This window comes from Amycolatopsis sp. NPDC104819, from assembly GCF_055583145.1.
Genome location: NZ_JBVJON010000001.1, coordinates 495,510 through 508,283 on the forward strand (window position 1 = coordinate 495,510; position 12,774 = coordinate 508,283).

Annotated in this window: 15 protein-coding genes; 11 read left to right on the forward strand and 4 right to left on the reverse strand. The window is 70.7% G+C overall.

Going from position 1 to position 12,774, the window contains the following annotated elements:
- Nucleotides 1-119: 119 nt before the first annotated feature.
- The 7 genes from purB (at nt 120) to ACZ63E_RS02480 (ending at nt 6,491) form a co-directional block, all read left to right on the forward strand.
- Nucleotides 120-1,547, forward strand: a complete 1,428-nt coding sequence (gene purB, locus ACZ63E_RS02450) for an adenylosuccinate lyase (RefSeq protein WP_465333673.1) — start codon at nt 120-122, stop codon at nt 1,545-1,547.
- A gap of 150 nt (nt 1,548-1,697) precedes the next feature.
- A complete protein-coding gene (locus ACZ63E_RS02455; RefSeq protein ID WP_465333675.1) occupies nt 1,698-2,522 on the forward strand; it encodes a substrate-binding periplasmic protein in 825 nt (274 codons plus the stop codon).
- 1 nt (nt 2,523) lies between these two features.
- A complete protein-coding gene (locus tag ACZ63E_RS02460; protein ID WP_465333676.1) occupies nt 2,524-3,306 on the forward strand; it encodes an ABC transporter substrate-binding protein in 783 nt (260 codons plus the stop codon).
- The gene (locus ACZ63E_RS02465) at nt 3,303-4,073 is read left to right on the forward strand and encodes an ABC transporter substrate-binding protein (RefSeq protein ID WP_465333677.1); all 771 of its coding nucleotides are present in this window, start codon (nt 3,303-3,305) and stop codon (nt 4,071-4,073) included. Before ACZ63E_RS02460 ends, ACZ63E_RS02465 begins: the two co-directional genes overlap by 4 nt.
- Complete coding sequence (locus ACZ63E_RS02470; protein ID WP_465333678.1) at nt 4,074-4,832, forward strand: amino acid ABC transporter permease; 759 nt, start codon at nt 4,074-4,076, stop codon at nt 4,830-4,832.
- Entirely contained in the window at nt 4,826-5,566 is a 741-nt protein-coding gene (locus tag ACZ63E_RS02475) for an amino acid ABC transporter ATP-binding protein (protein ID WP_465333680.1), read from the forward strand. The genes ACZ63E_RS02470 and ACZ63E_RS02475 overlap by 7 nt, the downstream gene beginning before the upstream one ends.
- A gap of 43 nt (nt 5,567-5,609) precedes the next feature.
- Nucleotides 5,610-6,491, forward strand: a complete 882-nt coding sequence (locus ACZ63E_RS02480) for an MOSC domain-containing protein (protein WP_465333681.1) — start codon at nt 5,610-5,612, stop codon at nt 6,489-6,491.
- Here ACZ63E_RS02480 and ACZ63E_RS02485 read toward each other — a convergent pair.
- Nucleotides 6,374-7,180, reverse strand: coding sequence for an SAM hydrolase/SAM-dependent halogenase family protein (locus tag ACZ63E_RS02485; protein ID WP_465333683.1), 807 nt, complete (start codon nt 7,178-7,180; stop codon nt 6,374-6,376). The genes ACZ63E_RS02480 and ACZ63E_RS02485 overlap by 118 nt on opposite strands.
- Before the next feature lie 47 nt (nt 7,181-7,227).
- Here ACZ63E_RS02485 and ACZ63E_RS02490 point away from each other — a divergent pair, with 47 nt between their 5' ends.
- From ACZ63E_RS02490 to ACZ63E_RS02500, 3 genes are all read left to right on the forward strand, one after another.
- A complete protein-coding gene (locus ACZ63E_RS02490; RefSeq protein ID WP_465333685.1) occupies nt 7,228-8,232 on the forward strand; it encodes a phosphoribosylaminoimidazolesuccinocarboxamide synthase in 1,005 nt (334 codons plus the stop codon).
- On the forward strand, nt 8,153-8,617 hold the full coding sequence (locus ACZ63E_RS02495; RefSeq protein ID WP_465312944.1) for an NADPH-dependent FMN reductase: 465 nt from the start codon (nt 8,153-8,155) through the stop codon (nt 8,615-8,617). The genes ACZ63E_RS02490 and ACZ63E_RS02495 overlap by 80 nt, the downstream gene beginning before the upstream one ends.
- A gap of 74 nt (nt 8,618-8,691) precedes the next feature.
- Nucleotides 8,692-9,387: a DUF2334 domain-containing protein gene (locus ACZ63E_RS02500; RefSeq protein WP_465333687.1), complete on the forward strand. Its 696-nt coding sequence runs from the start codon at nt 8,692-8,694 to the stop codon at nt 9,385-9,387.
- 25 nt (nt 9,388-9,412) lie between these two features.
- Here the strand turns inward: ACZ63E_RS02500 and ACZ63E_RS02505 are convergent, their stop codons facing one another.
- Nucleotides 9,413-10,066, reverse strand: a complete 654-nt coding sequence (locus ACZ63E_RS02505; RefSeq protein WP_465333689.1) for a TetR/AcrR family transcriptional regulator — start codon at nt 10,064-10,066, stop codon at nt 9,413-9,415.
- A 90-nt stretch (nt 10,067-10,156) separates the two neighbouring features.
- Between ACZ63E_RS02505 and ACZ63E_RS02510 the strand changes: the two genes are divergently transcribed.
- The gene (locus ACZ63E_RS02510; RefSeq protein WP_465333691.1) at nt 10,157-11,101 is read left to right on the forward strand and encodes an SDR family NAD(P)-dependent oxidoreductase; all 945 of its coding nucleotides are present in this window, start codon (nt 10,157-10,159) and stop codon (nt 11,099-11,101) included.
- A 20-nt stretch (nt 11,102-11,121) separates the two neighbouring features.
- Here the strand turns inward: ACZ63E_RS02510 and ACZ63E_RS02515 are convergent, their stop codons facing one another.
- A complete protein-coding gene (locus ACZ63E_RS02515; RefSeq protein WP_465333693.1) occupies nt 11,122-11,757 on the reverse strand; it encodes an MBL fold metallo-hydrolase in 636 nt (211 codons plus the stop codon).
- Nucleotides 11,758-11,805: 48 nt separating this feature from the next.
- On the reverse strand, nt 11,806-12,744 hold the full coding sequence (locus tag ACZ63E_RS02520) for an ArsR/SmtB family transcription factor (protein WP_465333695.1): 939 nt from the start codon (nt 12,742-12,744) through the stop codon (nt 11,806-11,808).
- Nucleotides 12,745-12,774: the final 30 nt, after the last annotated feature.

Here is a 12,774-nt window from a genome sequence, read left to right on the forward strand (position 1 = left end):
CCTCCCCCCCACCCCCCCCCCCCCCCCCCCGCCCTCCCCCCCCCCCCCCCCCCCCCCCCCCCCCCCCCCCCCCCCCCCCCCCCCCCCCCCCCCCCCCCCAGCCCGGGTATCGTGAGGTCGTGACGGACAAGCCCCGCATTCCGAACGTGCTCGCCTCCCGCTACGCCTCGCCGGAGCTGGTCCGGCTCTGGTCGCCGGAGCAGAAGGTCGTGCTGGAGCGGCAGCTCTGGCTCGCCGTCCTCAAGGCGCAGAAGGACCTCGGTGTCGACGTGCCCGACGGTGTCGTCGAGGCCTACGAGCGCGTCCTCGAGAACGTCGACCTCGAGTCGATCGCCGCGCGCGAGCGCGTCACCCGGCACGACGTCAAGGCGCGCATCGAGGAGTTCAGCGCGCTCGCCGGCCACGAGCACATCCACAAGGGCATGACCTCGCGCGACCTCACCGAGAACGTCGAGCAGCTGCAGCAGCTCCGTTCGCTGGAGCTCGTGCGCACCCGCGTCGCGGCCGTGCTGGCCCGGCTTGCCGCCCTCGCCGTCGAGCACGCCGACACGGTCATGGCCGGCCGCTCCCACAACGTCGCCGCGCAGGCCACCACCCTCGGCAAGCGGTTCGCCACGGCCGCGGACGAGCTGCTGGTCGCCTTCGAACGGCTCGACAACCTGATCAGCCGCTACCCGTTGCGCGGCATCAAGGGCCCGGTCGGCACCGCGCAGGACATGCTCGACCTGCTCGGCGACGAGTCCACTTTGGACGAGCTCGAAGACCGTGTGGTGCAGCACCTCGGCTTCAGCCGGCGGTTCGTCAGCGTCGGCCAGGTGTACCCGCGCTCGCTCGACTTCGACGTGCTGTCCACCGTGGTCCAGGTCGCGGCGGCGCCGTCCAGCGTGGCCAAGACGATTCGGCTGATGGCCGGCCACGAGCTGGTCACCGAAGGCTTCAAGCCCGGCCAGGTCGGCTCGTCCGCCATGCCGCACAAGATGAACACCCGCTCGTGCGAGCGTGTGAACGGCCTCGCCGTCGTGCTGCGCGGGTACCTCTCGATGATCGGCGAGCTGGCCGGCGACCAGTGGAACGAGGGTGACGTCTCCGACTCGGTCGTCCGCCGCGTCGCGCTGCCGGACGCGTTCTTCGCGCTCGACGGCCTGCTGGAGACCTTCCTCACGGTGCTGGCCGAGTTCGGCGCCTTCCCGGCGGTCATCGAGCGTGAGCTTGATCGCTACCTGCCGTTCCTCACCACCACGAAGGTGCTCATGGCGTCGGTCCGCGCCGGCGTCGGACGTGAGACGGCCCACGAAGCGATCAAGGAGCACTCCGTCGCCGTCGCGCTGGAGATGCGGGAAGGCCGCGCGGAGAACGACCTGCTCGACCGCTTCGCCGCCGACGACCGCATCCCGCTCGACCGCGGTGAGCTGGACAAGCTGCTCGCCGACCGGATTTCGTTCACCGGCACGGCCGGGCGCCAGGTGGCGCAGGTCGCCGAGCGCGTCGCGCAGGTGCTCGAGCGGTTCCCCGAGGCGGCGGGGTACGCGCCGCAGCCGATCCTGTGAGCTGACGCACCAGTCCACGGACTGGAACGAATCCACACCAACGGGTCAAATCCCTAATCTCGATCGCTGAACCCGGAGCGCCGGGCCGCCCATCCCGCGGCCTGGCGCGCATTCATCGCGCCCCGTGCGCGATCAACCATGGAAGAAGCGATGAGATCCACGCTGTCGAAAATCGCCGCCGTCGTCACTGCGGGCGCGCTGACGCTGACCCTGGCCGCGTGCGGCGGCTCGGACACCTCCGCCGCCGGCCAGACCTTGCGCGTCGGAACCCTGGGCAACGCCCCGCCGTCGATCTACCTGGAGAACGGCCGGTTCACCGGCTACGACAACGAGTTGCTGCGCGACATCGCGAAGCGTGAAGGCTTCGAGGTCGAGTTCGTCGGCACCGAGTTCTCCGGCCTGCTGGCCGGCGTCGCGACCGGCAAGTTCGACATCGGCAGCTCGACGATCTCCAGCACGGAGGCGCGCAAGAAGACCGTCGCCTTCTCGAACGGTTACAACACCGGCTTCACCACGGTCGTCACCGCGAAGGGCGCGAACCTCAAGGACGCCGGCGCGCTGTCGGGCAAGCGCCTCGGCGTGGTCCAGGGCTCGGTCCAGGACGAGTTCGCGGGCAAGGTCGCGAGCGCCCAGGTCGTCCGCTTCCCCGACTACAACGCGGGTTTCGCGCAGCTGAAGAACGGCACGCTCGACGGCTGGGTCGTGCCGCAGGACATCGGCCAGAAGTACCTCGACCAGAACCCGGCGGTCCCGCTGGAGCTCGGTTACACCGTCGAGGACAAGGACACCCCGTCCGCGTTCGCCGTGGCGAAGAAGAACACCGACCTGCTGAAGAAGCTCAACGACGGCCTCGCCAAGGCGATCGCCGACGGCACGGTCGCGCGGATCTACGCGCAGTTCTACAAGAACACGCCGCTGTCCAAGGAGCTCCAGCAGGGCGGCCCCGGCCTGCTCGTCACGAACCCGGGGGTCTGACGTGAAGAAGCTCCTGCTCACCGGCCTGGCCGCCGCCCTCGTCGCCACGCTCACCGCGTGCGGCGGTGGCTCGGACGCCGCTTCCGCGACCCTGCGCGTCGGCACCCTCAGCGACGCGCCGCCGAACATCTTCCTCAAGGACGGCAACTACACCGGCTTCGACAACGAGCTGCTCAAGGCCATCGCGGTCAAGCAGAACCTGAAGCTCGAGTTCGCCGCGACGGATTTCTCCGCCCTGCTCGGACAGGTCGCGTCCGGTCGTTACGACATCGCCAGCTCGGCGATCGCGCAGACCGACGAGCGCAAGAAGACCGTCGACTTCTCCGCGGCCTACGACTTCGAAACGATGAGCATCCAGGCGAAGCAGGGCACGTCGGTCACCGACGAGAAGGGGCTGGCCGGCAAGCGCGTCGCCGTCATCCAGGCGACAGTCGGCGACCACTGGCTGACCAGCACGGTCCCCACCGCGCAGGCCGTGCGCTTCCCCGACTACGCGGCGGCGCTGACCGCGTTGAAGACCGGCGCCGTCGACGCGTACATCCTCGACCAGAGCATCGCCGAGACGAACGTGACCGACAACCCGGACGCCCGGCTCGTCGTGGTGAAGAGCTTCGTCACCGACGTGCCGCACGGCTTCGCGGTGAAGAAGGGCAACAGCGCACTGCTCGGCAAGATCGACGACGGGCTCAAGCAGGTCATCGCCGACGGCACCTGGCTGAAGCTGCACCAGCAGTTCCTCCCGTCCGTCCCGGTGCCGGCCGGGTTCTCGGGAGGAGGAGCGTGAGGAAGGCACTCGTCACGGCCGTCACCGCGACCCTGCTGGCCGCGCTCACCGCGTGCGGCGGCTCGGACAGCGCGTCGGACACCCTGCGCGTCGGCACGCTGAGCGACTCGAAACCCAACGCCTACCAGGAAAACGGCACCTTCACCGGATTCGACAACGAGCTGCTGAAGGCCATCGCGCAGCAGGAAGGCCTCAAGGTCGAGTTCGTCGCGACGGACTTCTCGTCGCTGCTCGGCCAGGTCGCGAACGGCACCTTCGACATCGGCAGCTCGGCCATCGCGCAGACCGACGCCCGGCGCAAGACCGTCGACTTCTCGGCGCCGTACAACTACCAGGCCCTGGGCATCGCGGCCAGGAACACCGCCGGCATCACCGACGAGAACTCGTTGGCCGGCAAGCGGATCGGGGTGGTCCAGGGCACGGTCTCGGACACCTGGCTGGGCTCGAACGCGCCCACCGCCCAGGCCGTCCGGTTCCCGAACGACGCGGCAGCGCTGAGCGCGCTCAAGACCGGAGCTGTCGACGGCGCGGTGTTCGACCAGGCCACCGCCGAGGACTACGCGAAGAACAACGCCGGTCTCGAGGTGACCAAGTCCGTCGTGACGACCATCCCGCACGGCTTCGCCTTCAGGAAGGGCGACAACGAGGTGATCGGCAAGATCAACAGCGGCATCAAGAAGGTCGTCGCCGACGGCACCTGGCTCAAGGTGCACGACCGCTTCGAGCCGACCGCGCCCGTGCCCGCCGAGTTCAAGCCGGGGCAGTAGATGGACCAGTTCCTCGACACCTTCTTCAACTGGGAGTACATCTGGCAGGTCTTCCCGGACCTGCTGAAGACCGGCCTGCTCAACACGCTGATCCTGGCGCTGACGTCCGCGCTGATCGGCATCGTGCTCGGCATGGTCGTCGCGGTGATGGGCCTGTCCACCAAGCCGTGGCTGCGCTGGCCGGCGCGGGTGTACACCGACATCTTCCGCGGCCTGCCGGCGATCCTGACCATCCTGGTGATCGGCCAGGGCCTCGGCACCCTCGCGCGCGACGTCGTCGGAACCAACCCGTACCCGCTGGGCATCTTGGCACTGAGCCTGATCGCGGCCGCCTACATCGGCGAGATCTTCCGGTCCGGCATCCAGAGCGTCGAGAAAGGACAGCTGGAAGCCAGCCGCGCACTGGGGATGAGCTACAGCAAGGCGATGCTGCTGGTGGTCATCCCGCAGGGTGTGCGGCGGGTGCTGCCGGCGCTGGTGAACCAGTTCATCGCGCTGATCAAGGACTCCAGCCTGGTGTACTTCCTCGGCCTGCTGTCCGAGCAGCGCGAGCTGTTCCGGATCGGGCAGGACCTCGCGGCCAACACCGGCAACCTGTCGCCGCTGGTCGCCGCCGGGTTCGTCTACCTGGTGATCACCGTGCCGCTGACGCACCTGGTCAACTACATCGACAAGAAGCTCCGGACCGGCCGCAAGGTCCGGGCGGACGAGGCCGATCCGGTGGAGCTCGGCGCCGGAGGAAGGGTCATGACGTGGTGACGGCAGTCCGCTCGTCCAGTGTGGAACTGCGCGACGTCCACGTGCGCTTCGGCACGCTGGAGGTCCTGCGCGGGGTCGACCTCAAGGTGGCCAGCGGGAAGACGACCTGCGTGATCGGGCCGTCCGGCTCGGGCAAGTCGACCCTCCTGAGGTGCGTGAACCGCTTGCAGGAGCCCAATTCCGGCGATCTGCTCCTCGACGGCGAGTCGGTGATCCACGCCGACCCCGACGCGCTGCGCCAGCGCGTCGGCATGGTGTTCCAGCACTTCAACCTGTTCGGTCACCGCAGTGTGCTCGACAACATCGTGCTGCCGCTGCGGAGCGTGAAGAAGCTGGGCAAGGAGGAGGCGACGGAGATCGCCCGCGCCCGCCTCGCCGACGTCGGCCTCGCGGACAAGGCACCGTACCGCCCGAGCGCGCTCTCCGGCGGCCAGCAGCAGCGCGTCGCCATCGCCCGGGCGCTGGCGATGGATCCCGAGGTGATGCTGTTCGACGAGGCCACCAGCGCCCTCGATCCTGAACTGGTCAAGGGTGTGCTGAACCTGATGGCGGGCCTCGCCGAACGCGGGCTGACGCTCGTCGTCGTCACCCACGAGATGGGTTTCGCGCGGAGTGTCGCCGACGAGGTGGCCTTCATGGACGCGGGCAAGATCGTCGAGCAGGGTTCGCCGGCCCAGATCTTCGACGCACCGCAGAGCCCGCGCCTGCAGCGGTTCCTCTCCCAGGTGCTCTGAAAAGCGCGGGCTTCGGCGGCCGGGCCCCGGGTAGCCTGCGGACATGGCGAGGATCGCGCGGCTGACATACTACCCGGTCAAGGGCTGCGCCGGCACTTCGGTGCCGGCCGCCGAGGTCGGGCCGGCCGGCCTGGCGCACGACCGCGTGTTCCAGGTCGTCGCCCCGGACGGCGACTTCCGCAGCCAGCGTCGGTACCCGGTCCTGGCGTCGGTCCGGCCCCGGGTGCTCGGCGACCGGCTGTCGCTGTCCGCGCCGGGCCTCGACGACCTCGTCCTCGACGTCCGGCGCGAAGGCCCGCGGCACCCGGGCTCGACGTTCTCCTGGCACGGCACCGGAGTCCACCAGGGCGCCGAGGCCGCGGAGTGGTTCTCGGACCTCCTCGGCCTGCCGTCGGTGCTGATCGGGGTGGCGCCGGACCACGAGCGCGTCACCAGCGGCGAGACCCCGGGCACGGCCGCCTTCGCCGACGGCCACGCACTGCTCGTCGCCTCGGAGTCCTCTTTGGATGGACTGAACTCGCGCATCCTCGAACGAGGAGCCGAGCCGGTGCCGATGGACCGCTTCCGGGCCAACGTGATCGTCTCCGGCTGGGTCGAGCCGCACCTGGAGGACGAAGTCCGCGCGATGTCCGTGGGCACCGCGATGTTCGGCTATGCCAAGCAATGCGTGCGCTGCACGGTGCCGATGGTCGATCAGGAGACCGGCGAGAAGGCCGGCCCCGAGCCGATCCGCACGCTCGCCGCCTACCGGCGTCACCCGGACGGCGGGGTGATCTTCGGGATGAAGGCCGCGGTGCTGCGGCCGGGTCAGGTCGCGGTGGGCGACGAGGTGATCGTGCATTCCTGGGCGGGACCCAGCCCCAGCACGTCGGCCGCGGAGCCGCCGTTGACCGCGACGGCCAGCCGGCCGGCCGAATCGGTGTAGAGCACGCTCGCCCCGGCGGGCACGTCCGCGAAGGTCCGCCCGAGCACCGTGGTGACCGCGACCCGTTCGCTGTGCACGGAAACCGCGCCCGACAGACCGGACAGCTCGAGGTCCGCCGGGGTCGCGGCCAGCTGGACGTTCCCGAAGTGGTCGACGGTCAGCACCTCCGACACCAGCTTCCCGGGAAACGCCGCGACGAACGGCTCCGGCATCACGACCAGGTCGGTCACCGGGTCGCCGAAGTCCGCCGGCGCGACACCCAGCGCGAGGTGCGCGGCCGCCGGCGCGAAGACGTCCCGGCCGTGGAACGTCGCCGACGTGACCGCCAGCCGCAGCGACGGCTCAGCCAGCTCGTACGCCGCCCGCACCCCGCCGAGCGCTTGCGCGGCGGGCAGTAGAAGGCCGTTGTCCGGCCCGACCAGCAGCCCGCCTTCGGCCACGACGACCACACCGAGCCGAGCCGTGCCCACACCCGGGTCGACCACGGCGACGTGCACCGCCTCCGGCAGGAACGGCACCGTCTGGGCCAGCGCCATCGCTCCGTGCCGGATCTCCTGGGGCGGCACTTCGTGGGTCACGTCGATCACCCGCACGGCGGGCGCCAGCCGCGCGATCACGCCGTGGCAGGCCGCCACGAAGCCGTCGCGCAGGCCGTAGTCGGTCGTCACCGAGATCCAGTCGTACGCCATGCCAGCATCATCCATGGTGGCGGAGCGTGCCCGTTAGGGTTCAGCGCGTGACCCCCCTCCCCGCATGCCGGGAGCTCGTTCCCGGCAAGGTTCGCGACCTCTACGAAGTCGGCGACGACCTCCTCCTGCTCGTCGCCTCCGACCGCATTTCCGCCTTCGAACAGGTCTTTCCCACCCCGGTCCCGGACAAGGGCCATGTCCTCACCGCGATGAGCGTGTTCTGGTTCACCGAACTGGCCGACGTCCTCCCGAACCACCTGGTGGCCTACGACGGACCCGGGATCCCGGACGAGGTCCGCGGCCGGGCGCTGCTCGTCGAACGGCTCGACATGCTCCCGATCGAGGCCGTCGTCCGCGGTCACCTCACCGGCCGCGGCTACGCGGACTACCGCCGGTCCGGCTCCGTGTGCGGGGTCCCGCTGCCGGCCGGGCTGGCCGAGTCGGCCCGCCTGCCCGAGCCGATCTTCACGCCGTCCACCAAGACCCGGCCCGGCGAACCCGACGTGAACATCGACTTCGCGAAGTTCGCGGAGATCGTCGGCCACCGGCTCGCCGAGGAGGTCCGTGAGGCCTCGCTCGAGCTGTACCGCCGCGGCGCCGCACGGGCCGCTGAGCAGGGCCTGCTGCTGGCCGACACGAAGTTCGAGTTCGGCCTCGGCAGGAACGGCGGGCTCGTGCTCGCGGACGAGCTGCTGACGCCGGATTCGGCGCGCTACTGGCTCGCCGGCGCCCTCCGGCCCGGCCGTCAGCGGCCGTCGTTCGACAAGCAGCAGGTGCGCGACTGGCTCGTCGGCCCGGCGTCCGGCTGGGACTGCGTCTCCGCACTGCCGCCCCTGCCGCCCGAGGTGGTGACCGCCACGCGCGAGCGGTACCTCGAGGCATGCCACCGCATCACCGGGCGTTCCCTGGCAGACTGGTTGGGTGATCCTGCTGATCTGCGGCAGCCTGCGGGCAGGCTCCGGCAATGCGGCGGTGCTGGGGACCGTGGCGACGCTCACCGCGAGCACGACCTATCCCCGTCTTGGCGACCTGCCGCACTTCAACCCGGATGACGACCACGACCCCCTGCACCCCGCCGTCGCGGAGCTGCGCGCCGCGATCAAGGCGGCCGACGCCGTCCTGATCTGCACACCGGAGTACGCCGGCGGGCTGCCGGGGTCCTTCAAGAACCTGCTCGACTGGACCGTCGGCGGCGGCGAGATCTACGGCAAGCCGGTGGCGTGGATCAACGCGTCCTCGGTCGCGGCCCCGACCGGCGGCCGCGACGCCCACGACTCGCTCCGCAAGGTCCTGACCTACGCGGGCGCGCGCATCGTCGACGAGGCGTGCGTGCGGATTCCGATTTCACGCGTGGACGTCGCCGACGGTCAGGTCGCCGACCCCGACCTGCGGGGCCGGATCGCGGTGGCGGTGCAGCGCCTCCGCGAAGGCGGCTGACCCTTCCGGCAAGTGTCGGCCGCCCGTTCTGCGCAGTTCACGCGTGCGTCAGACGCGTGCGTCCCAATGGTGGCGTGGACGCTCGCTTGCTGGTTTCGCTGTCGGGAATCACCCCGCGCACGCTGCACCGGTGCGCCGACCTCGCGGCCGAGCTCGACCGCCGCAAGGTGCCGCTTTCGGTGCTGCACGCCGCTCGCACCGGCGAAGGCCCGGTGACGGAGTGGGTGCGCACCCGCGCCCGCCACGGTGATTCCGTGCTGCTGCACGGTTACGACCACGCCGTCACGCCCACGCACCGCGCGGTGTACCTGGGCAAGAAGGCGGAGTTCGCCACGCTGCCGGCGCACGAGGCCCGGCTCCGGCTCATCGCCGCGAAGGCCGCTTTGGACGCCGCCGGGCTGACCGTCGACGGCTTCGCGCCGCCGCGGTGGATCGCTTCGCAGGGCACGCTGCAGGCGCTGGCCGAGCACGGGTTCCGGCTGTGCGCGGACCTCGGCGCGGTGCGGGACCTCGTCACCGGCGAGGTGCGCCGCGCCCGGGTGCAGGAGTTCACCAGTCAGTCCCACCGCACGGAGACGGTGCGCTGCTTCGCGCTCGTGCTCGCCTCCGCGCGCGCAGCTCGCCGGGGTGGGCTGGTCCGGCTGGGGGTCGACGCGACGGACCTCACCCGCCCCGGCCTCCGCCAGGCTCTGCTCGACGCGGTGGACGTCGCGCTGGAGAACCGCGCGTTCGGCGCCACCTACGGCTCGCTGCGCGCGGTGGCGGCCTGACCGCTACCGCTTCTCTCTGGAGTTTTCAATCAACAAGGGTGCGATCAGGCCTGTCCACTGATCGTTTTGCCGGGCTGTGGGCCGGCCGGCTGTCCAGGAGCACGTCGAGCTGCCCGAAGGCCACGTCGACCGCGGGCGCCAGCGCCGGGGCTTCGGCTCCGGCGAGCCGGCTCCCGGCCTGGTAGCACGCGACCGCGATCTGCGCGGCCAGCACCGCGACTTCCCGCGGAGTGCCGCGCTCCAGCAGGATCGCCTCGCCCAGCTCGGCGAACCGCTGCATCTTCCGCGCACTGCGTTCCCTGAGCTCCGGGTTCTGCTCCAGCAGCCGCCGGTGCATTTCGTAGTGCGCGATGTCCGCAGTGGCCTCGGCGCAGACATCGAGCACCAGCCCGCGGACCTGGTCGAGGGCCGTCGACAGGTCCTGTGGCGCGCCACCCGGCAACGCCCGCTGCCGCTCCGCCAGGTGATCCAGCAGCTGCTGCTCGTCCGAAAACACCACCTCCTGCTTGTCGCCGAAATATCTGAAGAACGTCGTACGCCCCACCTCTGCGCGCTCCGCGATGTCCGTGACCGTGACCTCGGTGAAGCCGCGCTCCGCGAACAGGGCGAAGGCCGCTTCCACGATCTGCTCGCGAGCTTGCTTCTGCTTGCGTTCCCGCAGCGAAGGGCGTTGATCCATGCCCTCACACTAGCGCAACTGGTATCGAGTGCGCTACGGTACCGAGTACCAGTTCGAATCGAGTACCTGTTCGAGTGAGGGAGCGATGACATGACCGAACCGACGAAGACACTGCTGATGTCCGGCGCGAGCCGGGGCTTGGGCCTGGCCGCGGCCGAACGGCTGCTCCGGGACCACCCGGACCAGCTGCTCCTGATCACCGTGCGCGGGGACGCCGGTCAGCGGGTCACGCGGGACCTGGCGGCGCGCACCGGAAACCCGAACGTCCAGGCGGTTTCCTGCGACCTCGGTTCGCTCGCGGAGGTGCGCGCGGCGGCGGAAACCGTGCGAAAGCGCCTCGATGCGGGTGAGATTCCGCCGCTGACCGGGTTCCTGGCCAACGCGGGTGTCCAGATGGCCTCTAGTACTAAGGCCACCGCGGACGGCTTCGAGGCCACCTTCGGGATCAACGTCCTGGCGAACTACCTGTTGATCCGCCTGCTGGCCGACCGGTTCGAGCCGGGCGCGCGGATCGTCGTGACCGGCAGCGAGTCGCACTTCGGCGACTTCCGGCACAACCTCGGCCTGGTGCCGGCGCCGCGTTGGACCAGCCCGCGGAGCCTCGCCACGCCGGGAAGCGGGCCGGAGGCGGACACCCTCGACGCGGGCCGCCGGGCGTACTCGACCAGCAAGCTCGGGGTGCAGTACCTCGTGCATGCGCTCGCGAGGCGGCTGCCGAACGTCGACGTCTACGCCTACACGCCGGGGCTGGTGCCGGGCACGGGTCTGGTGCGGGATGCGAGCGCCATCCAGCGCTTCGGCTTCCGGTGGCTGATGCCGGCGTTGTGGGCGACGCCGATCGCGTCCAGCCCGCGGACGGCGGGGGTGAAACTCGCGGCGGCCATGGGCGGGGCGCGGCCCGCGGAGTCCGGGGCCTACCTCGACCGCGGCCGGGTGGTGCCGTCGTCGAAGGAGTCCTACGACGAAGGGCGAGAGGAGGAGCTGTGGCGTGACGCCGCCGAACTGTGCGGCGTGCCGGCGGACTCGAGGTCCTGAGCGGGCACGCCGCACGGGGTTCAGACGGTGGTGAGCCCACCGCGGTCGAGCACCTTGAGCTCGGTGCCCTCCGGCGCGAGATTGCCGAACAAGCCGTAGTGCATGGCCGGGTTGGCGAGCACGGCTTCGTGGATCGGCACGGCGATCCGCGGCGCTACCGCGCGCAGGTAGTCGACGGCTTCGCCGGCCTTGAGCCACGGCGCGCCCGTCGGCAGGCCGAGGACGTCGATCTTCTGCTCGGGCACGAAGAACGAGTCGCCCGGGTGGTAGAACGCGCCGTCGTCGACGAGGTAGCCGATGTTCGGGATCACCGGAATGTCACTGTGGATGACGGCGTGCTCGCCGCCGACGGCCTTGAGGGAGGTGTCGCCGATCGCGAAGGAGTCGCCGACGTTGGCGATGTCGAACGGGACGCCGAGCTTCTCGACGGCTTCGGCCGAGCCGGGGTCGACGATCAGCTTCGCGCCGGGGTTGGCTTCGAGCACCTTCGGCAGCCGCTCGACGTCGAGGTGGTCGAAGTGCTGATGGGTGATCAGCACGGCGGACAGCTCACGCTCGCCCTCGAAGTCCGTGGAGAACGTGCCCGGGTCGATCAGGATCCGCTCCGAGCCGGTCTCCACCAGCACGCAGGCATGTCCGAAATGGACGATACGCATTGATGATTCTCCTTAGGGGGTGGTCGATTCCAGCCTAGTCCCGGTTCGTCAGATCTTGCCCGTGAGCAACGCGTCGCCCAGCTCCGTCCGCCGGTACAGCACCCGGTGACCCCGGCGTTCCGAGGCCAGCAACCCGGCCCCGCGCAACGCTGTGAGGTGCGCCGAAACCGTCGCCGGGGCCAGGCCGTGGCGCTGGGCGAGGTCGGTCGTCGCGGCCGGCTGGTCGAGCGTTGTCAGCAGCAGGGCCCGGGTCCGGCCGAGCACCTCGGTCAGCGGCTCCGGCGGAGTCGTGACCGACGTCCACAACGAGGCGACACCCCGAGCGGGGTAGAGAAGGGAGATCTGCCACGGCGGAACCGTGACCACACCGACGTTCGGCCAGGCGAACACCGCCGGGATCAGCAGCAGCCCGCGTGAGTCGATCTCCAGCCGTTCGCGGGATCGGACGTCCACCAGCAGGGACGTCCCGGTCAGGCGGACGCGCGGGTGGAGCTCGGCGAGCATCGTCGCGACACCCCCTTCGCCGAGCACCCGGGTCCGGTGGGCGATGTCGGCCGCCAGCAGCTCGCGCAGGCGAGGCCACTGCGGTGCGAGCATCGTGTGCCAGACCGTCTCGAGCTGGTCGGCGAGCAGGTCGCGCGCGGCTGCCGGGTCGGCGGGCAGGCTGCTCAGGTCGGCGTCGACCATCGCCAGCTCCAGGGCGACCTGGTGCGGCGGCGTCGCGCGGACCGCGCGCAGCTGGGCTTCGGCGGTCGTTTCCGGGCCGTCGGGCGGCGGGCTCAGGAACTCGGTGAGGTAGTGCCGGGCGCTGAGCACCGCGGCGAGCTCCGGGACGTCGACGCCGGGCGCGCCGGACACCCACGGCAGGTGGGCCGGGTGCGTGCGGACGCCGAGCAGCGTCTGGACGGCGCCCAGCACCTCCTCCAGCGGCGAGATCGCGAAGCGGACTCGTTGGGCGCCGGCCGCGGTCAGGATCAGCTCGATCATCGGCGATTCGCTCTCACCCGAATAAGTGTG

Bases quoted from the DNA above. Each gene is read 5' to 3' on its own strand.
- ACZ63E_RS02505 (WP_465333689.1), bottom strand. From the start codon at position 10,066: ATGGATCAACGCCCTTCGCTGCGGGAACGCAAGCAGAAGCAAGCTCGC.
- ACZ63E_RS02455 (WP_465333675.1), top strand. From the start codon at position 1,698: ATGAGATCCACGCTGTCGAAAATCGCCGCCGTCGTCACTGCGGGCGCG.
- ACZ63E_RS02470 (WP_465333678.1), top strand. From the start codon at position 4,074: ATGGACCAGTTCCTCGACACCTTCTTCAACTGGGAGTACATCTGGCAG.
- ACZ63E_RS02480 (WP_465333681.1), top strand. From the start codon at position 5,610: ATGGCGAGGATCGCGCGGCTGACATACTACCCGGTCAAGGGCTGCGCC.
- ACZ63E_RS02520 (WP_465333695.1), bottom strand. From the start codon at position 12,744: ATGATCGAGCTGATCCTGACCGCGGCCGGCGCCCAACGAGTCCGCTTC.
- ACZ63E_RS02515 (WP_465333693.1), bottom strand. From the start codon at position 11,757: ATGCGTATCGTCCATTTCGGACATGCCTGCGTGCTGGTGGAGACCGGC.
- ACZ63E_RS02510 (WP_465333691.1), top strand. From the start codon at position 10,157: ATGACCGAACCGACGAAGACACTGCTGATGTCCGGCGCGAGCCGGGGC.
- ACZ63E_RS02485 (WP_465333683.1), bottom strand. From the start codon at position 7,180: ATGGCGTACGACTGGATCTCGGTGACGACCGACTACGGCCTGCGCGAC.